Source organism: Stenotrophomonas sp. LMG 10879 (assembly GCF_002750935.1).
Classification (GTDB): Bacteria; Pseudomonadota; Gammaproteobacteria; order Xanthomonadales; family Xanthomonadaceae; genus Stenotrophomonas; species Stenotrophomonas lactitubi_B.
In genome coordinates, this window is record NZ_PEJT01000005.1 from 189,747 (window position 1) to 211,885 (window position 22,139).

Here is a 22,139-nt window from a genome sequence, read left to right on the forward strand (position 1 = left end):
TCCTGGCGATTCACTCCATCATGCGCTCGCGCCAACGACGTTTCTCCACGGCACGGATGTTGGGCTGCGCGCGTAGTACATCCAGATATCGAGAAAGATGAAGCAATTCGTCGTCATCAATATCGCCCGTGAACTCCCGCACCTGTATCAGATTTCCGTAGTTTTTCGCGTACTTGCTGGGAGTGTCGTCAATACCGATCATCTGTTCCAGCGCAAAGCCCAGACGTTTCAGTTTGGCTAGGCGCTTCTGGCTGGTGTAGCCGCCAGTCTCCCAATCTCGCGCAGTACTGCAGCGCTGGGACGACCACAGGAACTCCAGCGTGCGCCCTGGCATCAACCACGCCACCAGTGGCTCGGCATACAACCTGCCGGAAGATGTCCACACTCCTACGTTGAAGTGCGCGAATACGAAATCCAGGAAGTCGTCAACGTAGGGACGTTTGTAGACGTGGTAGCCCACCACTTGAGTATCTGCAGGGCGTTGCAACTGACGCGCACTGGCATGAACCAGCGTTTCATCGAGATCGAGCACCAGGAGCTTTCGGTCAATTGCGGGCATGCTTCCGGTCCGGTCTCGTTCGACGCTCAGCGGCATCGGTCAAAGAAAACTACTCGACAAGGTAGCGGCTTGATCCGCCACCTTTCAACAACTGCCCTACGACGTCAGCAGCATGCTGGACACCCCGGGCCAGCCTATATTGGCGGCGAGATGCCTGGTGGCAGGCTGGCTGGGAGATTGGTAGCCTCGGCTGAGATAACCGTCCGCCGCTTGACAGGCAACCAGGATCTCCTGACTCTCCGCAGCATGACTATCGACGTTGAACACCTGAGCCTGCGCGAACTGAACGCCCTTGTGGCTGCTGCCGAGCAGCGGAGGGCGCTGGTCGCCAGCCGCCGCCCCGTGGCCGTCGTCCGCCGCAAGCTGATCGCCTTTGCAGCGCAGTGCGGCTACACGATCGAGGAACTGATCGGCACCGCGCCCGCCGAGGCCACGGCGCCGGCCAGAAAACCTGCCACGCGGCGCAAGCCCGGCAAGGTGGCCGCCAAGTACCGCGACCCTGACAACAAGCGCAATACGTGGTCCGGCCGTGGCCGGATGCCGCGCTGGCTTGCCGAGAAGACCAAGCATGGCCGCAGCCCCGCTGATTTCCTGATTCCCGGGCTGGGCCGGTCCGCCGCTCGCAAGACCAGCACGATCGGCCAGCGAACGGTCTTCAAACAAGGCTGACTCCAGAGGCGGGACGCCCAGAGCGGACGCTGGCCGGCCGCTCACGGCGGCGTCGCATCGCTGAACCGTGCAGGCTGCCCGCGCATTTCCTGGTACTGCGGTGCATCCGCTGGTCTGCCTGCTGCGTACCTTCCATGCCCCCATGCCGGGGGCGGAAGTACTCAGGAGACGCACCATGCACGCTCTTCTTCAACGTATCGCCCTCACCGCCAGCCTTGCTGTGCTCTGCGGCACCGCCTCGGTCAGCTTCGCCGCTGACACGGTGATGGTCGGTGGCGCTGCGATGTACCCGAACAAGACCATCGTTGAGAACGCCCTCAACTCGAAGGATCACACCACGCTGGTGGCCGCCGTGAAGGCCGCCGGGCTGGTGGACACGCTCAATGGCAAAGGCCCGTTCACGGTCTTTGCGCCCACCAACGAAGCATTCGCCAAGCTGCCCGCAGGCACGGTCGACACCCTGGTCAAGCCGGAGCACAAGGCAGATCTGACCAAAATCCTGACCTACCACGTGGTCGCCGGCACCCACACCTCGCAGCAGCTGATGGCCGATGCAAAGAAACACGGCGGCACGGTGTCGCTGACAACCGTGGAAGGCGAGCCGCTGACCGTGAAGCTGCACGACGGCGCGCTATGGGTGGTTGACGCCAAGGGCGGCAAGGCCGCCATCAGCATTGCCGATGTCAGGCAGTCCAATGGCGTGATCCACGTCGTGGACACGGTGCTGATGCCGAAGTGATCTGATGCGCCGGGCGGGCACTCACGCGAGTGCCCGATCTGGTGTGGGCTTACGGCCGGGCCTCAGCAAGAACGCGCTCCTGCAGCGGCACCCGCAGCAGTTGTGAGATGTAGCAGACGTCATGCCCCGAGACGATTGAGTAGTTGTACCAGCTCCTCCCGCTGCCGGGAGCATCAGCGTGCCCTTCGTACTTCGCTGTAGCGCATGCGCGACAGGTCGCCGACAGCCTGCAGCGCGCCACACTCGACCAGCCTGCGCACACGCCCTGCGTAGAACACATCTGGAATTCCCGGTTGACGTTCGGGGTCAAGCGACATCGCAGTGCCCACCACATAGGCAACTTTGCGGAACTGGCCGTCACAGTGGGACAGCAGCTGCTGATCGATCCGCGCGACGTCGTCGTCGGTCAGCGCTTCGATGCGGTGCCGCTGCTCGTCGGTCAGGTGCGCGTCGCTGTCCGGTGCATCGTCAGCATCAGGTACCCGGCCATTTGCAGCCAGAAGGCGGACCAGTACGAAAAAGCCAAAGTCCGCCAACTCTGCCTCAGACAGGCCTTCGGGTTCGGCAAGAGTGTTTGGTGGATAGTCCTTGAACGTAACAAACGTGTGGTGCTGCCACATACCGGCGGTGTCCGATTTCCGCAGGTCATCCACTACCACGCGCAGGCCTCCATCAGGTAGATCAGCCAGGCTGCACAGCACAGCGTTGAGACAGGTTGCGGCGTTCTGATGCGGGTTCATGCCGATTCTCACGTTCCATGTATAGCGGCGAACTTAGCACCGCCGCATTTGATTTTGGGCGATGACATTCTGTAAACCACCAATATAAGCAGATAGTTGACAGAAGCCCCAACCCCACCCAGACTGCGCCCTCGCTCCAGCCCTTCCAAGGTCCCGCCATGGCAACCGCCATCCGCCACGACTGGCACCACGACGAACTGCAGGCGCTGTTCGACCTGCCCTTGCCGGAACTGCTGTTCCGCGCCGCCACCGTCCACCGCGAGCACTTCGACCCAGCCCAGGTGCAGGTCTCCACGCTGCTGTCAGTGAAGACCGGAGGCTGCCCGGAAGACTGCGCGTACTGCCCACAGGCGCAGCGCTACAGCACCGGGGTCAATGCTCAGAAACTCATGGACACCGACGCGGTGCTGGCCAAGGCACGCCAGGCGAAGGCGGCCGGTGCCTCGCGTTTCTGCATGGGTGCGGCCTGGCGTTCGCCGAAGGACCGTGACATCCCAAAGGTGGCTGCGATGATCGCCGGAGTGAAGGCGCTGGGCCTGGAAACCTGCGCCACGCTGGGCATGCTCAGTGGCGAACAGGCGCGCGCGTTGAAGGACGCCGGCCTGGACTACTACAACCACAACCTCGATACCGCGCCGGACTACTACGACTCGATCATCCACACCCGGCAGTACCAGGATCGCCTGGATACGCTGGGCCATGTGCGCGATGCGGGGCTGAAGACCTGCTGCGGCGGCATCGTCGGCATGGGCGAAACGCGCGCGCAGCGGGTCGGCCTGCTGCTGGCGCTGGCCACCTTGCCGGCACATCCCGATTCGGTGCCGATCAACAAGCTGGTGCAGGTCGCCGGCACGCCGCTGCATGGCAGTGCCGAGCTGGACCCGTTCGAGTTCGTGCGCATGATCGCCGTGGCGCGCATCGCCATGCCGCGTTCGATGGTGCGGCTGTCGGCCGGCCGCGAAGCGATGAGTGACGAACTGCAGGCGCTGTGCTTCCTGGCCGGCGCCAACTCCATCTTCTATGGCGACACGCTGCTGACCACCGGCAACCCGGAAAGCGAGCGCGACATGGCCCTGTTCGCACGCTTGGGCCTGCAGCCGATGGCGGTGCAGGTAGACGCCGACGGTCACGACCATGGCGGCACCGTGCATGCCGATATCAGCGCCGATGCCCCCGGCTGCGGCTGCGCCCACGCGGCCTGAGCCGGCGGCCAAGCAGGCGTCGCGGCAACGCGCTACCCTAGCCGCCCCGTCGCCGCATCCAGCCGCCATGGCACGCCCCGACCTGACCGCCCGCCTCCAAGCCCAGCGCGCGTTGCGCGATGCACAAGGCCGTCGCCGCCCACGGCGCACGGTCACCCGTCGCGATGGTGTGCGCCTGGAAGTCGATGGGCGCTGGCTGACCGGCTTCTGCAGCAACGATTACCTGGGCCTGGCCCAGCAGTTCAGCGTGGTCAACGCACTGCAGGACGCCGCCGCGCGTGAAGGGACCGGTGCCGGTGCTTCGCATCTGGTCTGCGGCCACCACGCACTGCATGACGCATTGGAGCGCGAAGTTGCCGAGTGGCTCGGTTACCCGCGTGCGCTGCTGTTCGGCAGTGGCTTCGCCGCCAACCTGGCCGTGCAGCAGGCGCTGCTGAGCGAAGAAAACGATGTCTGCGTGCAGGACAAGCTCAACCACGCCAGTCTGCTCGATGCCACGCGACTGGCTGGCGCGCGCCTGCGCCGCTACCCGCACCTGGATGCGGAAGGTGCGATGCGCCAGCTCAAGCATGCGCCCGATGGCGCGGCGATGCTGGCCACCGATGGTGTCTTCAGCATGGATGGCGATATCGCGCCGCTGCGTGCGCTGTCGCTGGTCGCGCGCCTGCAGCAGGCGTTGTTCTACGTGGACGATGCGCATGGCGTGGGCGTGCTTGGCGATGGCCGTGGCGCGGTCGCCACCGCCGGCCTGGGCGTGGACGATGTGCCGCTGCAGCTGGTCACCCTGGGCAAGGCGCTCGGCGGTTGCGGCGCGCTGGTGCTCGGCCGCGACGACCTGATCGAGCATCTGGCCGAAACCGCACGCCCCTACATCTACACCACCGCCATGGCGCCGGCATTGGCGGCGTCCGCGCTGGAAGCGGTGCGGCTGGCCCGACGCGATCATTGGCGGCGCGCGAAGCTGGCCGACCTGATTGCACTGTTCCGCGGCGAAGCGCGCCGTCACGGGCTGGATCTGATGGCATCGGAAACGCCGATCCAGCCGTTGCTCTGTGGCGACGACCACACCGCCGTGGCGATGTCGCAGGCGCTGGAACGGGCCGGCTGGCTGGTCGGCGCGATCCGCCCACCGACCGTGCCGGAGGGCAAGGCGCGCCTGCGCGTCACCTTGTCAGCGCTGCACACCACCGAACAGGTGCGCGGCCTGGTCGAAGCCATCGCCGTTGCACGCGACCGCGTGGCCTTTGCCGCGCGCGAAGTACTGCCGCCGTCGTTGCCGGCGCTGGCCTGAGTGATCGTGTAGTTCCCCATGCATATCGAAGTGACCGGCCATGGGCCGGACCTGGTACTGATCCACGGCTGGGCCCTGCAGGGCGGCGTGTTTGCGCCGCTGGTGCAGCGCCTGGCCGATCGTTTCACCCTGCATCTGGTCGACCTGCCCGGCCATGGCCACAGCCGCGACGACGGCACGCCGCTGCGTCTGCCGTTCGTGGTCAACGCCATTGCCGCGGCCACGCCGCCGGCGGTGTGGTGCGGTTGGTCACTGGGCGGCCTGTTCGCACTGCACGCGGCGGCCACGCTGCCGAAGGTTCGTGGTCTGGCGATGATCGCCGCCACACCGCGCTTCGTACGCGCTGATGACTGGCCGCACGCCGTGGAGTCGTCGGTGTTCGCGCAGTTCGGTCGTGACCTGGCCCAGGACTTCAGTGGCACCCTGGAACGTTTCCTGGCCCTGGACGTGATGGGTTCGGCGCATGCCCGCGAGGAACTGCGCACCCTGCGCCAGCGTCTGGTCGAACGCGGTGCGCCTACCGAACGCGCACTGCGCGAGGGCCTGCAGCTGCTGGAGAACACCGACCTGCGCGGCGCCCTGCCCGCACTGGGCAAGCCCAGCCTGTGGATTGCCGGCCAGCGCGACCGTCTGGTCTCTCCCGCTGCAATGCAGGCCGCTGCCGCGCTGGCACCGGGCGGGCAGTCGCTGACCGTCGCCCATGGCGGCCACGCCCCCTTCCTCGGCTATGCCGATGAAGTGGCAGCCGCTCTGCAACACTTCGTTGCCGGCCTGTCACCGGCCGATGGCGGACAATGAGCCTCCCTACGCTTCTGCAGGACTGACGCATGGATCTGGGCATTTCCGGCCGCTGGGCACTGGTCTGCGGCGCCAGCAAGGGGCTTGGCCTGGGCTGCGCGCGTGCGCTGGTGCGCGAAGGCGTGAACGTGGTCATCGTCGCCCGCGGTGACGCTGCGCTGCAGGCCGCGGCTGGGGAACTGCGCACGCTGCACGGTGCCGCTGAAGTGCGCGCCATCGCCGCCGACGTCACCACCGAGGCGGGCCGCGCCCACGCGCTGGCCGCCTGCCCGCAGGTCGACATCCTGGTGACCAACGCCGGTGGTCCGCCGCCGGGCGACTTCCGCACGTTCGAGCGCGACGACTGGATCGCCGCGCTGGACGCCAACATGCTGGCGCCGATCGCGCTGATCCGCGCCACCGTGGACGCGATGATCGAACGCGGCTTCGGCCGCATCGTCAACATCACCTCGTCATCGGTGAAGGCTCCCATCGACACGCTGGCGCTGTCCAACGGCGCGCGCAGCGGCCTGACCGGCTTCGTCGCCGGGTTGGCACGGCGCACCGTGGCCCACAACGTCACCATCAACAATCTGCTGCCCGGCCAGTTCGACACCGACCGGCTGCGCGCCAACTTCGCCCATGCCGCGGGGCAGAATGGTGATGCGCAGGCTGTGGCCGAACGCCGCCGCCAGCAGATCCCCGCCGGTCGCTTCGGCACGCCGGACGAATTCGGTGCCGCCTGCGCCTTCCTGTGCAGTGCGCAGGCGGCTTACCTCACCGGGCAGAACCTGCTGATCGACGGCGGCGCCTACCCCGGTACGTTCTAAGAGACTTTCGCAATGCCGTCCCACTTCGATGCCCGCCATGTCCGCCGCGCCTTCGCCCGCGCCGCCAGCAGCTACGATGCTGCCGCCGCCCTGCAGCGCGAGGTGCAGTCGCGGCTGCTGGAATCGCTGGATTACCTGGAGGCGCGCAAGCCGGAGGTGGTGCTGGATATCGGCGCCGGCACCGGCCATGCCAGCGCGCTGATGAAGAAGCGCTGGCCGAAGGCGCAGGTGATCGCGCTGGACGTGGCACTGCCGATGCTGGACCAGGCCAAGCGCCAGGCTGGCTGGTGGAAGCCGTTCCAGCGCCTGGCCGCCGATGCCACCGCCCTGCCGTTGGCCGACAACAGCGTCGATGTGATCTTCAGCAACCTGTGCCTGCAGTGGGTGGACGACCTGCCGGCGGTATTCGCCGGTTTCCGCCGCGTGCTCAAGCCCGGTGGGCTGCTGCTGTGTTCGACCTTCGGGCCGGACACGCTGGTCGAGCTCAATGAAGCCTTCGCCGCCGCCGATGACCGGCCGCACGTGAGCCGCTTCGCGCAGATCGCCCAGTTCGGCGATGCGCTGATGATGGCCGGCTTCCGCGATCCGGTGCTCGACCGCGACCTGTTCACCCTCACCTACGACGATCTGCCGTCGTTGATGCGCGAGCTGCGTGCGATGGGCGCGACCAACGCGCGGGTCGATCGCCGCCATACGTTGACCGGTCGCGGTCGGTTTGCAGCGGCAGCAGCGGCGTACGAACCGATGCGCCGTGACGATGGCAAGCTGCCCAGCAGCTGGGAAGTGATCTACGCCCATGCCTGGGCACCCGACCCGGGCGCACCGATCCGCGAAGGCGGCCATGACATTGCTTCCGTGCCGGTGTCAGCGATTCCTATCCGGCGCAAGCAGACCTGATTCGAAGGCGCCGCCGGGCATGGCCCGGCGCTACCAGGCGCGCGTTATGGGTAGCGCCGGGCCATGCCCGGCGAGCGCAGCGGCAGCCGCTCAGGTATTGGCCGGTGAACTCAGCGGCGGCCGCACCAGGTCGCGGTGGAAGAAGTAGATCTCCTGCACCAGAAAGCGCCAGCTGGTATGGAAGCTGCGGAAGCGCGTGCTCGGCGTGGACGATGCCAACGCCTGGATGCCCAGCGCCTTGCTCAGGCGCAGCGCGCGCGCCATGTGCAGCGGGTCGCTGACGATGATCACCGAATGCAGCTTGCGCTGGTCCATCAGCCGCTTGGCCTCGACCAGGTTCTGCACGGTATTGCGCGAGGCGGTCTCGATGAGGATCGCGTCATCGGGAATGCCGTGCTTGAGCGCGTAGCGCCGCGCCACCTGAGATTCCGAGAAGCGCGCGCCGGTGCCGCCATAGCCACCGGTGAAGATCAGCAGTGGCGCGTAGCCGGCGTCGTACAGATCCAGGCCATGGCGGATGCGCTCTTCAAATACCGGCGAGGGCTTTGAATCATAGGCGGCCGCGCCAAGCACGATGATCGCGTCCGCCTTGGCCGCCTGGTCGCGTTCGCCGACCCAGACGATCCAGGCGGTCACGCCCAGCAGCCAGATCACCAGCAATACGAACAACCGCCACAACCAACCGAGCAGGCCGGTGCGTTCGCGATGGCGGCCGCGGCTCATGGCGCTCCCCAGCGCAGGGCAGGCAGATCGACATTGCCACCGGACAGCACCAGTCCCACCCGCAGGCCGGCGAAGCGCGCAGGCTGCGCAAGCACCGCCGCCAGCACGATCGCCGAGGACGGTTCGACTACCTGCTTGAGCACGTCCCACAGCAGGCGCATCGCCGCCATGGTGGCGGCATCGTCAACCACGATGACCTCCGCGCCCGCAGACTGCAGCAGCGCGAAGTTGGGTGCGCCGATCAGCGTACGCAGTCCGTCGCAGATCGTGTCCGGGGTAAATGCCTCCTGCCGCTTGCCAGCCGCCAGCGAACGGGCGGTGTCGTCGGCACCGGCCGGTTCGGCCAGCACCAGCCGGGTCTCCGCGCTGGCGTGCTGCAGGGCCAATGCGGTGCCACTGGCCAGGCCACCGCCGCCCACCGGCACCACCAGCACGTCGAACGGACCCTCGCTGTGCAGCAGCTCCAGCGCGGCCGTGCCCTGCCCAGCCATCACTGCCGGGTTGGTGTACGGATGAACCAGGGTGGCGCCGGTATCGGCCTGCACCTTGGCGCAGGTGGCCTCGCGATCGGCAATGGTGGCCGGGCAGCGCCAGAGGGTGGCGCCATGCCGGGCAATGTTGGCCAGCTTGGCGGCCACCGCCCCTTCGGGCACCACCACGTGGCAGGGAATGCCCCGGGTGCGGGCCGCCAGCGCCAACGCGGCGCCGTGGTTGCCGGAGGAATGGGTCACCACACCGGCACTGGCGTGATCGGCATCCAGCGACCACACCGCATTGCAGGCGCCACGGAACTTGAACGCGCCGCCCCGCTGCAGGTGCTCGGCCTTGAACGCCAGTTGCGCACCGGCCAGTGCGTCCAGCGTGCGCGAGCGCAGCACCGGGGTCACGCTGGCATGGGGCGCGATCCGCGCGGCGGCGGCGAGGACGTCATCAGCGCGGGGCAACAGTGAATCGCTCATGACGCAAGATTAACGTATGCCTCCGCGCTGGCGAGGGCGCCATCGGTCATGCCAGCATGCCGGCGTACACCGCCATTCATCCTGGGCGGCGGAATTAAGGGCTGATTCAACGCCGGCGGCCGAAGCTGCCTGCATACCCGTCCTCTGGGGGGACCCATCATGAAAACGCGCCTGATGCTTGCCGGTGGCCTGTTGCTGGCCCTGACCGGTTGCACCACCTATGACTATGTCGGTGGCCGCGGCGGTGGTTACTACCACGGCGCGCCGTCGGTGGAGTACCGCTACCCCTATGGCTATCCGGCCGACTACGGCTATCCGTATTACGGCGGCGGTGGCTATTACGGCTACGGCGGCCCGTACTACCAGCGGCCGATCTACCGCCCGCCGCACCACAACCACCGCCCGCCGCCGCGTCCGGGCAATGGCGGCGAGAACCGTCCGCCACCGCCGCCGCGCCAGAACAATGGCGGCTCGCCGTGGCGCAACATGGATTCGATGCGTCGTCCGCCGCAGCCCGCGCAGCGGGTCGAACGTCCGTCACCGCCGCCGCAGGCCCGCCCGGCTCCGGCTCCGCGTGCGCCGAGGATGAACAGTTCCCCCTGGCGCGCGATGGATCAAGAGAGATAGCGCACAGTTGCGCGCGTTCCATCTTGCATTTCACACGGTCCAAGCCTCAATCTACGCAGGTGGTGACGGCCCGCGTCACAAAGTGACAAAAACGTTAAGGGCCCGTCCCAAACAGCTCTGCGTCGATATCCGACAGGAACATCTGGATCCCCCCTGTTCCGGCCCTGTCGGATGTCGGCACCTTTGAAGACGAACGGCCCCGCACTGCGGGGCCGTTTGTTGTTCGGGACGCCGCAACGGCATCCACGCATGGCGTGGATCTACCTGGACACTGCGCGCGGGGGCCGTTTTCACGCCATGTCTGGTCGCAGCCCGGGCACCAGGACAGTAGATCCACGCCATGCGTGGATGACGCTTTCACGGAAGCCACAAAAAAACAGGGCCGGACAGTCCCCCGACTGCCGGCCCCTCTGCTTCCCCACCGTGCGCCTGTACCGGCCCCTGTTCCAATTCCGGTCACCAGCGCCTGCGGCGCCAGCCACGGTGGGTGCTATTGGGTTATCTGCAAAAATCCTGCCAACTTTAGGGTTGATTTCGACGCCAGCCGGCCGGCGCCGACGCCCCTGCCCCGATTGGCGCTAAAATCGCCACCCCGGCGCAGCTCCCCGGCTGCGCCCGCCCCTTGCTGAACAGCCCCCATGATCGATTCCTTCCATCGTTACGACGTCATCGTCATCGGCGGTGGCCACGCCGGCACCGAGGCCGCGCTGGCTGCGGCCCGTACCGGCGTGCGCACCCTGCTGTTGACCCACAACATCGAAACGGTGGGGGCGATGAGCTGCAACCCGGCCATCGGCGGCATCGGCAAAGGCCATCTGGTCAAGGAAATCGACGCCCTCGGCGGTGCGATGGCGCATGCCGCCGACCGCGCCGGCATCCAGTGGCGCACGCTCAATGCCTCCAAGGGCCCGGCCGTGCGCGCTACCCGCTGCCAGGCCGACCGCAACCTGTATCGCATGGCGATCCGCGCCATCGTCGAGGGCCAGGCCAACCTGACCGTGTTCCAGGCGGCGGTGGATGACCTGGTCATCGAGGGCGACGCCGTGCGCGGGGTCATCACCCAGACCGGCCTGCGTTTCGACGCCGAGGCCGTGGTGCTGACCGCCGGCACGTTCCTGGCCGGCAAGATCCATGTCGGCCCGACCCAGTACGCTGCCGGCCGCATGGGCGATCCGCCGGCCACCACACTGGCCGCGCGCCTGCGCGAGCGGCCGTTCCAGGTGGACCGCCTGAAGACCGGCACGCCGCCGCGCATCGACGGCCGTTCGCTGGACTACAGCGTGATGGACGAACAGCCCGGCGACACGCCGCGCCCGGTGATGTCCTTCCTCGGCTCGGTGGACGAGCATCCGCAGCAGGTCAGCTGCTGGATCACCCACACCAGCGAGCAGACCCACCAGATCATCCGCGACGCCCTGCACCGCTCGCCGCTGTACAGCGGCCAGATCGAAGGCATCGGCCCGCGCTACTGCCCGTCCATCGAAGACAAGGTGGTGCGCTTCGCCGAGAAGGCCAGCCACCAGATCTTCGTCGAGCCGGAAGGCCTGGGCATCGTCGAGATCTACCCCAACGGCATCTCCACCTCGCTGCCGTTCGACGTGCAGCTGGAGATGGTGCGCAGCATCCGCGGTTTCGCCAACGCGCACATCACCCGCCCCGGTTATGCCATCGAGTACGACTTCTTCGATCCGCGCGGGCTGAAGGCTTCGCTGGAAACCAAGCTGGTCAACGGCCTGTTCTTCGCCGGCCAGATCAACGGCACCACCGGTTACGAAGAAGCCGCCGCCCAGGGCCTGCTGGCTGGCCTGAACGCCGCACGCCAGGTGCGTGGCCTCGATGGCTGGTGCCCGCGCCGCGACGAAGCGTATCTGGGCGTGCTGGTGGATGACCTGATCACCCACGGCACCAACGAGCCCTACCGCATGTTCACCAGCCGCGCCGAATACCGCCTGCAGCTGCGCGAGGACAATGCCGACCAGCGCCTGACCCCGGCCGGCCGCGAGATGGGCCTGGTCGATGACCGCCGCTGGAGCGCGTTCGAGACCAAGCAGGCCGCCGTGGCCGCCGAGCGCACCCGCCTGGGCGCGCTGTGGGCGACGCCGGCCAATGCGCTGGGCCGCGAAGTACAGGAAACGCTGGGCGTGGCGGTCAGCCGCGAAACCAACGTACTGGACCTGATCAAGCGCCCGGAACTGGATTACGCGCAACTGATGCAGGTGCCCTCGCTCGGCCCGGCCGTGGCCGATGGCAAGGTGGCCGAGCAGGTGGAGATCGGGGTGAAGTACGCCGGTTACCTGGATCGCCAGCGCGAGGAGATCGAGCGCCAGCAGCGGCATGAAGCAACGCCGATTGCCGGCGATTTCGACTACGCCATCGTGCGCGGGCTGTCAGCCGAAGCGCTGCAGAAGCTGGAGCGCGTGCGGCCGCAGACCATCGGCCAGGCACAGCGCATTCCGGGCATGACCCCGGCGGCGATCTCGCTGCTGCTGGTACACCTGGAACGCGCGCGGCGCGGACGCGTGGCGTAACACGGGATCGGCAAATGCCATCCACGCATGGCGTGGATCTACTCGCGGTCCGATCTGGTAGGTGTCGACCTTGGTCGACACGGATGCATGAAGCATCCCGGTCGCTGCAGGCGCCCGCAGGGTCGGCATCGGCAGAACGCGTATCATCGTCGTGTCAGCCCCACCTGGAGACACCGATGACCCCGCTGCGCCCTTTCCGCGACAAGATGCCGGTGCTCGGCCAGCGCGTGTATGTCGATCCGGCCTGCACCATCATCGGTGATGTCGAACTGGCCGACGACGTGTCGGTCTGGCCGGGCACGGTCATCCGCGGCGACGTCAATTTCGTCCGCATCGGTGCACGCACCAATGTGCAGGACGGCACCATCATCCACGTCAGCCACCACAGCCCGTACAACAAGGCTGGCTACCCGACCCTGATCGGCGAAGGCGTGACCGTCGGCCATGGCTGCATCATCCACGCCTGCAGCATCGGCGATTACAGCCTGATCGGCATGGGCGCGTGCATCCTCGACGGTGCCCGGGTCGAGCGCCATGGCTTCGTCGGTGCCGGCGCCGTGGTCGGCCCCGGCAAGGTGGTGGGCGAAGGCGAACTGTGGGTGGGCAACCCCGCCCGTCCGGCGCGCACGCTCAGCGACAAGGAGATCGAGTCGCTGCACTATTCGGCCGACCACTACGTGCGGCTGAAGGACGAGTACCTGGGCTGAGGCCGCATCGCCGGTGGCCGGGCTCTGCTAAAGTCTGGGCCCGACCAGGAACCGTCGAGACCCCCATGCCCGTGGCTGCACGCTGGAGAGGACTCCAGCGCCCACTTCGGCGGCCATCGCGCTGATGGCCGCGCCGATGCTCGATACCTACCGCGAGGTGGTAACGCCAGAAGGCGTGCCGCTGCAGTTGCCTGCGGCCGGACCGATGCCGCGTGCCCTGGCCTGGCTGATCGACCTGGCGGTCCGCTTCGGCGCGCTGACCGCGCTGTCCATTCCACTGGCCCTGCTGGATGAGTTCGGCCGTGGCCTGTACATGGCGCTGATGTTCCTGCTGATGTGGGCCTACCCCATCGTCTGCGAAGCGCTGTGGGGCCGCACCCTCGGCAAGCGCGTGCTGGGCCTGCGGGTGCTGGCACAGGATGGCGCACCGGTGGGCTGGATGGCATCGATCACCCGCAACCTGCTGCGCACCGTGGACATGCTGCCCTTCGGCTACGCGTTGGGCCTGATCAGCAGCCTGTTCGATCCGCATGGCCGCCGCCTGGGCGATCTGGTTGCTGGCACGATGGTGGTGCATTCGCCACCGCATTACCTGCCGCCGCCGGCCACCATCGACAGCGTGCTGGCGCCGCCGCAACCGCTACGGCCGGAAGAACAGGCGGCAGTGATGGCCTTCGCCGAGCGCGCGCCACGCCTGTCTCCCGCGCGCCAGCAGGAGCTGGCCGGCATCGCCGAGCCATTGACCAGTGCGTCCGGCCAGGTCGGCGTGCTGCGCCTGTATGCGATGGCCAACTGGCTGCTGGGTCGACGATGAAGCAGGAACAGTTCGTCGCCCGCCATCAACAGGAATGGCATGACCTGGAGCAGTGGCTGCAGCATCGCGCAGGTGCCTCGCGTCGGCGTCGGCGCAGGCCGGGCGCAGAGGAGGCCGGCGATGTCAGCTTCCCGCAGCGTTACCGACGGCTGTGCCAGCAGCTGGCGCTGGCCCGTGAACGCGGCTACAGCCCACAGCTGGTGCAGCGCCTGCAGCAGCTGATGCAGCACGGCCATGGCGTGCTGTACCGCACGCCACCGACCCGCTGGCGGCGCGCGCTGGAATTCCTGGTCGCCGATTTCCCGCTGCTGGTACGCAGCCAGGCGCGCAGCATGTGGGCCGCGCTGGCGATGTTCGCGGTGCCGGCGCTGGCCTGCTTCGTGCTGGTGCAGGTGTACCCGGACAGCATCCACCTGCTGATGGACAACGGCCAGATCGCCGAGATGGAGCGCATGTACGATCCATCCGCCGAGCGCCTGGGCCGCGACAGCGGCACCGACTGGATGATGTTCGGCTACTACATCATGAACAACATCAGCATCGCCCTGCGCACCTTCGCCAGCGGCCTGCTGGCGGGGTTGGGCACGCTGCTGGTGCTGGTGTTCAACGGCATCACCATCGGCGCGGTGGCGGGCCATCTGCAGCACATCGGCCACGGTGGCCCGTTCTGGCGCTTCGTGGTTGGCCACGGCGCGTTCGAACTGACCGCCATCGTGATCGCTGGCGGTGCCGGACTGCAGCTGGGCATGAAACTGCTGGCGCCCGGGCGGCGCCGCCGCCTGGATGCGCTGGTTGAAGGGGGGCGCATCGGCGCGCGACTGTGCCTGGGCGTGGCCTTCATGTTGCTGCTGGCAGCGTTCGTGGAAGCGTTCTGGTCCTCAATCGCCGAAATCCCGGCCGCAGTGAAATTCAGCGTGGCCGGTGTGCTGTGGGCCGGGGTGCTGCTGTGGCTGTGGCGCGGTGGACGCGGAGGCAGCCATGCGGATTGACCACCTGGACGTGGTGCTGCGCGCGCGCAGCAGCTGGGAAGCAATGGAGCTGGGCACCGCGCTGGCCCGTCGCCATGCACGCGGCGTGTGGGGCAGCTGGCTGTTGGCCAGTGCGCCGTTGTTCGTGCTGTTCAATGCGCTGGCCTGGTGGCTGGATGCCTTCGGCTGGGCCTGGCTGGCGATGTGGTGGTGCAAGCCCATGTTCGAGCGCGCGCCGCTGTACGTACTCTCGCGCGGCATCTTCGGCGAACGGGTCGGTCCACGCGCCGCGCTGCGCGCGCAGCGGCAGTGGGGTGGCAGCGGCTTCTGGGGCTACCTGGGCTGGCGGCGTTTCAGCGGCCTGCGCAGCCTGTGCCTGCCGGTCAACCTGCTGGAGGGCAATGCGCCCGCACAGCGCGGTGCTCGTCGCCGAGCGGTGGCTGCCGGCGCTGCGGGCCCTGCGCTGGTGCTGGCGGTGATCTGCCTGGCCTTCGAGCTGGTGCTGGTGGTCGGCGCGATCGCCACCATCTTCATCTTCATACCCCTGGAACTGCTACCCGAATCCTGGCGCGCGGCGTGGGCGATGGTCAGCGTGGAAGCACCTGCGTGGGCCAAGCTTGGCCTCAACCTGCTGTGCTGGCTGGCAGCGGCGCTGATCGGCCCGTTCTACGTGGGCGCTGGCTTCGGCCTGTACTTGAACCGGCGCACGCAGATGGAAGCCTGGGACGTGGAAATCGCCCTGCGCCGCCTGCGCGAACGCTTGCTGCCCATCGCCTCTTCGTTGGTGCTGCTGCTGTGCCTGGCGCTGCCGTTGGCGCCCGCGCACGCGCAGGACGCCGACACACCGGACGCCGCGCAGACCGCCACGGCCAACGCCGATGAAGACGCAGAGGCGGAAGATGCTGAAGAAGCCGATGACGTGGCCACTGCGGAAAACGATCCGGCCAATACACCGGCGGTGATCTTCGGCGACGCGCCGGTGGATACCGCTGGCTTCCGCCAGGCCGTCAACCGCGCCTACGAAGATCCGCTGCAGCGGCCGACGCGGCAGGTCAGCCGGTGGAAGCCGATCGAAGACGCGGCCGAAAAGAACAAAGACAAGAAAGAGCTGCAGAAGGACACCGGCAGCAACGCCGACCGCAAGGCGCGCAGGAGCGGCCAGCTGTGGCTGGCACGGATCGCCGAATGGGGCCTGTGGGGACTGCTGGGCGTCCTGCTGCTGGTGCTGCTGTTGACCGCGCGGCTGTGGCTGCCGTGGTTGCGCGGTTCCGGCCGCCGCAAAGAAAAGCAGGCACCGCAGATCACCGAGGAGCAGGTGGTAATGCCGGTGGTGCTGCCACCGGATGTAGCGACCCAGGCCGGCTTGCTGTGGGACCAGGGACGCCCGCGGCAGGCGCTGGCCCTGCTGTATCGCGCCAGCGTACGCACGCTGGTGGAGCGCACGGGTATCGCGTTGCCGCCCGGTGCGACCGAAGCTCAGTGCCTGCGTGCCTCGCGGCGCATGACCGACAGCAGCGACCGTGAACTGTTCGCGCGCATCGTGCGCATGTGGCAGTACGCCGCCTACGGCGGCCGCCTGCCCAGCCGCAGCGATTTCGATGCGTTGGCCAGTACCCTGCGCCAACAGTACGGGTGGCAGGCATGACGCCGCGCCTGTTCTGGTCATTGCTGCTGGGCGCACTGGTCCTGTTCGGGGTACCGCTGACGATCCTGTTCCTGCGCACGCACGAAAAGGTGACCGAGACCGTGGTGCTGCCGCCGCAGGGCGAAGCCAGCTACAACCCGCTGTATGTGCTGGGCCAGGCGCTGCGCGCCGACGGCATCGAGGTGCAGTCCCGGCAGCGGTTGGACCTGGCACAGATGCCACTGGCCGCCACCGATACGCTGGTGCTGCTGCAGGACACCGCCGACATGCCGCCGCGCACTGCGCAGGCTCTGCTGGACTGGGTGGATACCGGCGGCCATCTGCTGCTGCGCACGCAGCCGCCGGCCGAGGACGACGCCAGCAGCACGCAGGGACCCTTGCTGGACAGGATCGGCGTGGACAGCCTGTTCCATGGCAGCGACTGCCAGCCCTTCCATGTGGTCGATGATCCCAGCCATGTCGAGTTCTGCGGCGGCCGGCGCTTCAGCCTGGGCTTCCAGGCCAACGCCACGGCCGAGCGCCGCTGGGGCGGCAACGACGGACTGGTGTTCGCGCGCCTGCCGCACGGCAAGGGCCGCATTGACGTGCTGGCGGACATGGATGTCATGCGTGGTGAAGGACCGAACGCGTCCACGCGCCGCCGCCCTGTCGATGCTGTTGCCCGCGATGGCCTGCATGACCTCTCGCACCGCGACCTGACACGCTACCTGCTCGATCCCAACTATGGCCGCGGCACGGTCTGGCTGGTGTACGGCAGCCGCCCGCCCTCCCTGGGCGCGCGCATCTTCTATCAGGGGTGGCCGCTGTGGGTGCCGCTGCTGCTGGCGATCCTCGGCTGGCTGTGGTCGCGCGCGCAACGCTTCGGCAGTGCCCTGCCCGCACCGGTGATCGAGCGCCGTTCGCTGCTGGAACACGTCCGCGCCAGTGGCGAACTGCTGCTGCGCTTCGGGCATGGCGCGCGCCTTTACCAGGCCGTGCAGGCGTTGTTCCTGCATCGCCTGCGCCTGCGTGCACCCGTGGCTGCCGCACTCGATGGTGCTGCGCGTGACCAGGCCATCGCCGCGGTGCTGCAATGGCCGGTCAGTCGTGTCACCAGTGCCCTCACGCCGCCTTCGCCGCATGATTCCTCCGCCCTGCGCGAGCGCATCCGCTTGCTGCTCCAGATGAGATCCCTGCTATGACCGATGCCCCTGAACTTCCGGCGGCCGCCACCGCCCGCCTGATCGAACGCGTCGACGCCATCCGCCAGGCCGTCGGCCATGCCTTCATCGGCCAGGCCGATGTGCTCGACCAGATCCTGGTCGCCCTGCTGGCCGGTGGCCACGTGCTGATCGAAGGCGTGCCCGGCCTCGGCAAGACACTGCTGGTGCGCGCGCTGGCGCAGGCATTGGAACTGGACTATGGCCGCGTGCAGTTCACCCCCGACCTGATGCCCAGCGACGTCAGCGGCCATGCGGTGTACGACCCGAAGAGCGAGAGCTTCAAGATCCGTCGCGGCCCGGTGTTCACCAACCTGCTGCTGGCCGACGAGATCAACCGCGCCCCGGCCAAGACCCAGTCCGCCTTGCTGGAAGTGATGCAGGAAGGCCAGGTCACCATCGAAGGCAAGGCCTTCACCCTGGCGCCGCCGTTCATGGCGCTGGCCACGCAGAACCCGCTGGAACAGGAAGGCACCTATCCGCTGCCGGAAGCGCAGCTGGACCGTTTCCTGTTGAAGGTACTGATCGATTATCCGCAACTGGAGGACGAGAAGCGCATGGTCGCGGCGATCACCAGCGGCCGTGCCGCCAGCGATTTCGACCTGAGCCAGGTGCCGCGCGTACTCGGTGCCGGTGAACTGCTGGCATTGCAGCAGGCCACCGCGGCGATCACCGTCGATGACGAAGTGATCGACTACGCGGTGCGCATCGTGGCCGCCACCCGGCAGTGGCCGGGCATCGCCGTCGGTGCCGGACCGCGCGGCAGCATCGCCCTGGTACGTGCCTCGCGCGCGCAGGCGGTGCTGGCCGGGCGTGATTTCGTCACCCCCGATGATGTGCGCGACATCGCCCGCCCTGCCCTGCGCCATCGCATTGCGCTGGCACCGGAACTGCAGATCGAAGGCCAGGATGCCGACGACGTGCTGGGTGCGCTGCTGGCCAAGGTCGAAGCGCCGCGCCGATGAGGCCTGCGCCGCTGCTGCTGGCGTTGCTGTTGGCCTGGGCCGTGCTGGGGGGCGTGGTGCTGGGCGGGCTGCTGCCGCGCTGGAGCTGGGCGCTGGCCGGCGCATTGATTGCGGTGCTGGCACTGGTTGATCTGTGGCGACAACGGCGACGGCCGTCGCCCAGCGTCGAGCGCGACGTGCCCGAGGCGCTGGCACTCGGCGTGCGTCGCGAGGTCGGCCTGCGCCTGCACAGCGAACAGGCCATGCACGTGCACGTGTTCGATCTGGTGCCGGGCGGTTGGCCACTGGAATCGCTGCCACAGCGCGTGCCGTTGCGGGCCGGCCATGTCAGCTCGCTGCATTACCACGTGCAGCCGCAGCAGCGCGGGCGCTTTGCCTTCGAGGGCGTGCAGCTGCGCATCCGCTCGCCGTGGCGGCTGTGGTGGCAGCAACGCACACTGCCGCCAGCGCTGGAGGTACGGGTCTATCCCAACTTCGTGCCACTCACCCGCTTCGCACTGTTCAGTGCCGACCAGGCATCACGTTTAGTGGGTGCGCATGTGAAGCGGCGGCGTGGCGAGGGTACCGACTTCCACCAGATGCGCGAGTACCGCATCGGCGACAGCCTGCGCCAGCTCGACTGGAAGGCCACCGCACGTGCGCGCAAGCTGATCTCGCGCGAGTACCAGGACGAGAAGAACCAGCAGCTGCTGCTGATGCTCGACAGCGGCCGCCGCATGCTGGCCAGCGAAGGTGGGCTTTCGCATTTCGACCATGCCTTGAACGCCTCGCTGGTGGTGGCCTACCTGGCATTGCGCCAAGGTGATGCCGCCGGCCTGTTCGCCGTGGGCGGCGAGCGCCGCTGGGTGGCGCCGCAGCGCGGCATGGGCACGGTGCAGCACCTGTTGCGCGCCAGCTACGACCTGCAGCCGCAGGCGGTGGCCACCGATTACCTGGCCGCCGCCACCGAAGTATCACTGCGCCAGCGTCGACGCGCGCTGGTGATGCTGGTCAGCAACGTGCGCGATGAAGACATCGAAGACCTGCTTGCTGCCGTGCGCCTGCTGCAGCGCCGCCACCTGGTGTGCGTGGCCAGCCTGCGCGAGCGCGAGCTGGATGCTGCGCTGGAAGGTGAGGTGCACACGGTGGAAGATGCCGCGCAGGCCGGTGCCGCCGCGCTGTACCTGCAGCAGCGCGCGCAGGCGCATGACGCGCTGCGCGCCGAACGGGTGATGGTGCTGGATGTGACCGCCGATGCGCTGCCCGCCGCGCTGGTGGAACGCTACCTGGCGGTGAAGCGCGAAGGGTTGCTGTAACCGGTAATGCCGGCCGCTGGCCGGCGGATCACCACAACCGCCGGGCATGGCCCGGCGCTACCGACGCTCCGCCCTGGTAGATGCCAACCTCGGTTGGCACACAATCAACGGCGCCGACCAGGGCCGGCCTCTACCAACTACGGCTACCGACGCGCAATCAGCGTTCGCCCAGCAACCGGCGCTGCAACCGCTCCACCGATCGCTGCAGCAAAACGCGATGCCGCGCCAGTTTCATCCACTGCGGCAGGCGCGAGAACATCGACGCATTGGTCACTCCGGCACGTTCACGCAGCGGCGCGACCGCGTAATCGTGCAAGGCCTGCAGATGGTCTTCGTTGTAGGCCCAGAGCAGGCCGGCGGCGGTCTTCTCAACCAGGCGCAACGGCAGGCCGAAGTGCGGGTCGATCGCCTCATTGCCTCGCAGCCGCGACAGCGTCACATCCACCTCGCTGCTGCGCCCACACTGGCTGCAGTCCGCGACCAGCGTCCGCACTGCAGACGCAGCGCGCGCATGGCGCACCTCGGCACTGACCCATTTATGCCCGCAGTACCCGCAGGGACGGTAGCCGCTGTAGCGCACCGGCCCCACCCAGTCTCCCGCACCACAACGACTGCAGCCACACCCGCCGTCCAAGGCTTCGCTGCAGCCCAGGCAGCGGAAGCGTCGCGATTGCGATGTGCCGACCACCCAACCCGGGGTGTCACAGCGGTGGCAGCGCACTGCGATACGGTCGGCATAGCGCCACAGGCCATGGCCATCATCCAGATGACGTCCAGGCAGCGGCGCAGGCCGCAGATCACGGTTACGCCGCACCACCATCAGACGTAGATCCGCGTCGGCGCTTCGTCGATGATCGCGTGCGGCACGAAGCGCGCACTGTCGCGGGTGATCGCGCTGTCGTCTTCGCGGATGCCGATGCCGCAGGCATGGTCGCCAATCACCCAGCTGCCGATCAGCGGGTAACCGCCTTCGAAGCGGGTCAGCGGGTGCGCACGCTGGAGGATCGCCGGACCGTCGTACGGGCCGTCGCTGCGCTGCGTGCTGCCATCGGCCAGGTGCATCTCGATGTTGGCACCTTCGCGCGAGAACAGCGGCTTGCGCACCCAACCCGAGGCCAGCGCGCTGCCGTCATCGAAATGTGCTTCCAGCAGGTTCGGATGGCCCACGTTGCGCTGCCACAGCAGCGGCAGGATGCCCTTGTTGCTCAGCACCGCCTTCCATGCCGGTTCCAGCAGCTGCACGCCCGAGCCCGGCAGCGCGCGGCCGAATTCCTCGGCCATCAGGTCTTCCAGCGGGTACAGCTTGAACAACGTGCCGATCACCGTATCGTCCAGCGCGGTGAAGCGCCCGTCTTCGGACAGGCCGATGTCCTCGATGGCGATCGCTTGCCCGTGCAGTCCCGTCTGCGAAGCGCAGTCGCGCAGGTAATCGACCGTACCGCGGTCTTCGTCCGAGCTGCCCACCGCACTGAAGTACAGCGGCGGCGGCAACTGCGTGGCCAGCTCGCCAAAGCGCTCGACCAGGGCTTCATGGATCGCGTTGAACTGGTCGGCATGCTGCGGCAGGCGGCCAGCGTTGCGCTGGTCCTCCAGCCACTGCCACTGGAAGAAGCTGGCCTCGAACAGCGAGGTCGGCGTGTCGTAATTCAGTTCGTACAGCTTGGCCGGACCGGTGCCGTCGTAGGCCAGGTCCAGGCGCCCGTACAGGTGCGACTGGCGCTGGCGCCAGCTGTCGGCGATCCAGTCGCGGTAATGCGCGGGGATCGCCAGCTGGTCCATCAGGCGCTCGCTGGCGATCACATCGCCGACCAGATCCATCGCCATCTGGTGCAGTTCGGCGCTGGGGTCTTCGATGTCCTGTTCGATCTGGCGCAGGGTGAAGGCGTAGTACGCGCTTTCATCCCAGTACGGCTGGCCGTCGATGGTGTGGAAGCGGAAACCGGCTTCCTCCGCGCGCGCCCGCCACTGGGCGCGCTCGGCAATACGGATACGTTGCATGGGTCGA

Annotated in this window: 22 protein-coding genes; 16 read left to right on the forward strand and 6 right to left on the reverse strand. The window is 67.7% G+C overall.

From position 1 onward, the window contains the following. Positions 1 to 10: 10 nt before the first annotated feature. Complete coding sequence (locus tag CR919_RS09495; RefSeq protein WP_207761030.1) at positions 11 to 559, reverse strand: HAD family hydrolase; 549 nt, start codon at positions 557 to 559, stop codon at positions 11 to 13. A gap of 210 nt (positions 560 to 769) precedes the next feature. On the opposite strand from CR919_RS09495, the gene CR919_RS09500 reads away from it, so the two are divergent. Together CR919_RS09500 and CR919_RS09505 are read left to right on the forward strand one after the other, a co-directional pair. Then, positions 770 to 1,228, forward strand: a complete 459-nt coding sequence (locus tag CR919_RS09500) for an H-NS histone family protein (protein ID WP_243380053.1) — start codon at positions 770 to 772, stop codon at positions 1,226 to 1,228. A 175-nt stretch (positions 1,229 to 1,403) separates the two neighbouring features. Next, complete coding sequence (locus tag CR919_RS09505) at positions 1,404 to 1,967, forward strand: fasciclin domain-containing protein (RefSeq protein ID WP_099819808.1); 564 nt, start codon at positions 1,404 to 1,406, stop codon at positions 1,965 to 1,967. Between the two features lie 173 nt (positions 1,968 to 2,140). Here CR919_RS09505 and CR919_RS09510 read toward each other — a convergent pair whose 3' ends face one another. Continuing rightward, positions 2,141 to 2,707: a DUF3658 domain-containing protein gene (locus tag CR919_RS09510; protein ID WP_099819809.1), complete on the reverse strand. Its 567-nt coding sequence runs from the start codon at positions 2,705 to 2,707 to the stop codon at positions 2,141 to 2,143. Positions 2,708 to 2,865: 158 nt separating this feature from the next. Between CR919_RS09510 and bioB the strand changes: the two genes are divergently transcribed. The 5 genes from bioB (at position 2,866) to bioC (ending at position 7,704) form a co-directional block, all read left to right on the forward strand. Next, the gene (gene bioB / locus CR919_RS09515; protein ID WP_099819810.1) at positions 2,866 to 3,909 is read left to right on the forward strand and encodes a biotin synthase BioB; all 1,044 of its coding nucleotides are present in this window, start codon (positions 2,866 to 2,868) and stop codon (positions 3,907 to 3,909) included. A gap of 67 nt (positions 3,910 to 3,976) precedes the next feature. Continuing rightward, positions 3,977 to 5,200, forward strand: a complete 1,224-nt coding sequence (gene bioF, locus CR919_RS09520) for an 8-amino-7-oxononanoate synthase (protein WP_099819811.1) — start codon at positions 3,977 to 3,979, stop codon at positions 5,198 to 5,200. Positions 5,201 to 5,218: 18 nt separating this feature from the next. Next, entirely contained in the window at positions 5,219 to 5,998 is a 780-nt protein-coding gene (gene bioH, locus CR919_RS09525) for a pimeloyl-ACP methyl ester esterase BioH (protein ID WP_099819812.1), read from the forward strand. Between the two features lie 29 nt (positions 5,999 to 6,027). Next, positions 6,028 to 6,807: an SDR family oxidoreductase gene (locus CR919_RS09530; RefSeq protein WP_099819813.1), complete on the forward strand. Its 780-nt coding sequence runs from the start codon at positions 6,028 to 6,030 to the stop codon at positions 6,805 to 6,807. A 12-nt stretch (positions 6,808 to 6,819) separates the two neighbouring features. Continuing rightward, positions 6,820 to 7,704 (forward strand): malonyl-ACP O-methyltransferase BioC, encoded by an 885-nt coding sequence (gene bioC / locus CR919_RS09535; RefSeq protein ID WP_099819814.1) that lies wholly within the window; start codon positions 6,820 to 6,822, stop codon positions 7,702 to 7,704. Positions 7,705 to 7,794: 90 nt separating this feature from the next. Here bioC and CR919_RS09540 read toward each other — a convergent pair whose 3' ends face one another. Both CR919_RS09540 and CR919_RS09545 read right to left on the reverse strand, forming a co-directional pair. Then, a complete protein-coding gene (locus CR919_RS09540; RefSeq protein WP_099819815.1) occupies positions 7,795 to 8,427 on the reverse strand; it encodes a YdcF family protein in 633 nt (210 codons plus the stop codon). After that, positions 8,424 to 9,386: a pyridoxal-phosphate dependent enzyme gene (locus CR919_RS09545; protein ID WP_099819816.1), complete on the reverse strand. Its 963-nt coding sequence runs from the start codon at positions 9,384 to 9,386 to the stop codon at positions 8,424 to 8,426. The genes CR919_RS09540 and CR919_RS09545 overlap by 4 nt, the downstream gene beginning before the upstream one ends. Positions 9,387 to 9,545: 159 nt before the next feature. On the opposite strand from CR919_RS09545, the gene CR919_RS09550 reads away from it, so the two are divergent. The 9 genes from CR919_RS09550 (at position 9,546) to CR919_RS09590 (ending at position 20,134) form a co-directional block, all read left to right on the forward strand. Beyond that, positions 9,546 to 10,013, forward strand: a complete 468-nt coding sequence (locus CR919_RS09550) for a hypothetical protein (RefSeq protein ID WP_099819817.1) — start codon at positions 9,546 to 9,548, stop codon at positions 10,011 to 10,013. A 638-nt stretch (positions 10,014 to 10,651) separates the two neighbouring features. Next, positions 10,652 to 12,541, forward strand: coding sequence for a tRNA uridine-5-carboxymethylaminomethyl(34) synthesis enzyme MnmG (mnmG, locus tag CR919_RS09555; RefSeq protein WP_099819818.1), 1,890 nt, complete (start codon positions 10,652 to 10,654; stop codon positions 12,539 to 12,541). A 176-nt stretch (positions 12,542 to 12,717) separates the two neighbouring features. Continuing rightward, complete coding sequence (locus tag CR919_RS09560) at positions 12,718 to 13,248, forward strand: gamma carbonic anhydrase family protein (protein WP_099819819.1); 531 nt, start codon at positions 12,718 to 12,720, stop codon at positions 13,246 to 13,248. Between the two features lie 124 nt (positions 13,249 to 13,372). Then, complete coding sequence (locus tag CR919_RS09565; RefSeq protein ID WP_089237631.1) at positions 13,373 to 14,062, forward strand: RDD family protein; 690 nt, start codon at positions 13,373 to 13,375, stop codon at positions 14,060 to 14,062. Beyond that, entirely contained in the window at positions 14,059 to 15,051 is a 993-nt protein-coding gene (locus tag CR919_RS09570) for a stage II sporulation protein M (RefSeq protein WP_099819820.1), read from the forward strand. The genes CR919_RS09565 and CR919_RS09570 overlap by 4 nt, the downstream gene beginning before the upstream one ends. Then, positions 15,041 to 16,675, forward strand: coding sequence for a DUF4129 domain-containing protein (locus CR919_RS09575; protein WP_099819821.1), 1,635 nt, complete (start codon positions 15,041 to 15,043; stop codon positions 16,673 to 16,675). The genes CR919_RS09570 and CR919_RS09575 overlap by 11 nt, the downstream gene beginning before the upstream one ends. Continuing rightward, complete coding sequence (locus CR919_RS09580; RefSeq protein WP_099819822.1) at positions 16,672 to 17,856, forward strand: DUF4350 domain-containing protein; 1,185 nt, start codon at positions 16,672 to 16,674, stop codon at positions 17,854 to 17,856. The genes CR919_RS09575 and CR919_RS09580 overlap by 4 nt, the downstream gene beginning before the upstream one ends. Beyond that, entirely contained in the window at positions 17,853 to 18,839 is a 987-nt protein-coding gene (locus CR919_RS09585; protein WP_089237639.1) for a MoxR family ATPase, read from the forward strand. The genes CR919_RS09580 and CR919_RS09585 overlap by 4 nt, the downstream gene beginning before the upstream one ends. Beyond that, positions 18,836 to 20,134, forward strand: coding sequence for a DUF58 domain-containing protein (locus tag CR919_RS09590; protein ID WP_099819823.1), 1,299 nt, complete (start codon positions 18,836 to 18,838; stop codon positions 20,132 to 20,134). The genes CR919_RS09585 and CR919_RS09590 overlap by 4 nt, the downstream gene beginning before the upstream one ends. A 157-nt stretch (positions 20,135 to 20,291) precedes the next feature. Here CR919_RS09590 and CR919_RS09595 read toward each other — a convergent pair whose 3' ends face one another. Continuing rightward, positions 20,292 to 20,954, reverse strand: a complete 663-nt coding sequence (locus CR919_RS09595) for a hypothetical protein (RefSeq protein ID WP_099819824.1) — start codon at positions 20,952 to 20,954, stop codon at positions 20,292 to 20,294. After that, complete coding sequence (locus CR919_RS09600; protein ID WP_099819825.1) at positions 20,954 to 22,132, reverse strand: glutathionylspermidine synthase family protein; 1,179 nt, start codon at positions 22,130 to 22,132, stop codon at positions 20,954 to 20,956. Before CR919_RS09600 ends, CR919_RS09595 begins: the two co-directional genes overlap by 1 nt. Between the last annotated feature and the right edge of the window lie 7 nt (positions 22,133 to 22,139).

Excerpts from the sequence above, each read along its gene's own strand:
- CR919_RS09560 (WP_099819819.1), top strand. The coding sequence starts at position 12,718 with ATGACCCCGCTGCGCCCTTTCCGCGACAAGATGCCGGTGCTCGGCCAG.
- CR919_RS09505 (WP_099819808.1), top strand. The coding sequence starts at position 1,404 with ATGCACGCTCTTCTTCAACGTATCGCCCTCACCGCCAGCCTTGCTGTG.
- CR919_RS09530 (WP_099819813.1), top strand. The coding sequence starts at position 6,028 with ATGGATCTGGGCATTTCCGGCCGCTGGGCACTGGTCTGCGGCGCCAGC.
- CR919_RS09575 (WP_099819821.1), top strand. The coding sequence starts at position 15,041 with ATGCGGATTGACCACCTGGACGTGGTGCTGCGCGCGCGCAGCAGCTGG.
- CR919_RS09545 (WP_099819816.1), bottom strand. The coding sequence starts at position 9,386 with ATGAGCGATTCACTGTTGCCCCGCGCTGATGACGTCCTCGCCGCCGCC.
- CR919_RS09510 (WP_099819809.1), bottom strand. The coding sequence starts at position 2,707 with ATGAACCCGCATCAGAACGCCGCAACCTGTCTCAACGCTGTGCTGTGC.
- bioB (WP_099819810.1), top strand. The coding sequence starts at position 2,866 with ATGGCAACCGCCATCCGCCACGACTGGCACCACGACGAACTGCAGGCG.
- CR919_RS09540 (WP_099819815.1), bottom strand. The coding sequence starts at position 8,427 with ATGAGCCGCGGCCGCCATCGCGAACGCACCGGCCTGCTCGGTTGGTTG.
- CR919_RS09580 (WP_099819822.1), top strand. The coding sequence starts at position 16,672 with ATGACGCCGCGCCTGTTCTGGTCATTGCTGCTGGGCGCACTGGTCCTG.
- bioF (WP_099819811.1), top strand. The coding sequence starts at position 3,977 with ATGGCACGCCCCGACCTGACCGCCCGCCTCCAAGCCCAGCGCGCGTTG.
- mnmG (WP_099819818.1), top strand. The coding sequence starts at position 10,652 with ATGATCGATTCCTTCCATCGTTACGACGTCATCGTCATCGGCGGTGGC.
- CR919_RS09565 (WP_089237631.1), top strand. The coding sequence starts at position 13,373 with ATGGCCGCGCCGATGCTCGATACCTACCGCGAGGTGGTAACGCCAGAA.
- CR919_RS09495 (WP_207761030.1), bottom strand. The coding sequence starts at position 559 with ATGCCCGCAATTGACCGAAAGCTCCTGGTGCTCGATCTCGATGAAACG.
- CR919_RS09585 (WP_089237639.1), top strand. The coding sequence starts at position 17,853 with ATGACCGATGCCCCTGAACTTCCGGCGGCCGCCACCGCCCGCCTGATC.
- bioC (WP_099819814.1), top strand. The coding sequence starts at position 6,820 with ATGCCGTCCCACTTCGATGCCCGCCATGTCCGCCGCGCCTTCGCCCGC.
- CR919_RS09600 (WP_099819825.1), bottom strand. The coding sequence starts at position 22,132 with ATGCAACGTATCCGTATTGCCGAGCGCGCCCAGTGGCGGGCGCGCGCG.
- CR919_RS09590 (WP_099819823.1), top strand. The coding sequence starts at position 18,836 with ATGAGGCCTGCGCCGCTGCTGCTGGCGTTGCTGTTGGCCTGGGCCGTG.
- CR919_RS09570 (WP_099819820.1), top strand. The coding sequence starts at position 14,059 with ATGAAGCAGGAACAGTTCGTCGCCCGCCATCAACAGGAATGGCATGAC.
- bioH (WP_099819812.1), top strand. The coding sequence starts at position 5,219 with ATGCATATCGAAGTGACCGGCCATGGGCCGGACCTGGTACTGATCCAC.
- CR919_RS09550 (WP_099819817.1), top strand. The coding sequence starts at position 9,546 with ATGAAAACGCGCCTGATGCTTGCCGGTGGCCTGTTGCTGGCCCTGACC.
- CR919_RS09595 (WP_099819824.1), bottom strand. The coding sequence starts at position 20,954 with ATGGTGGTGCGGCGTAACCGTGATCTGCGGCCTGCGCCGCTGCCTGGA.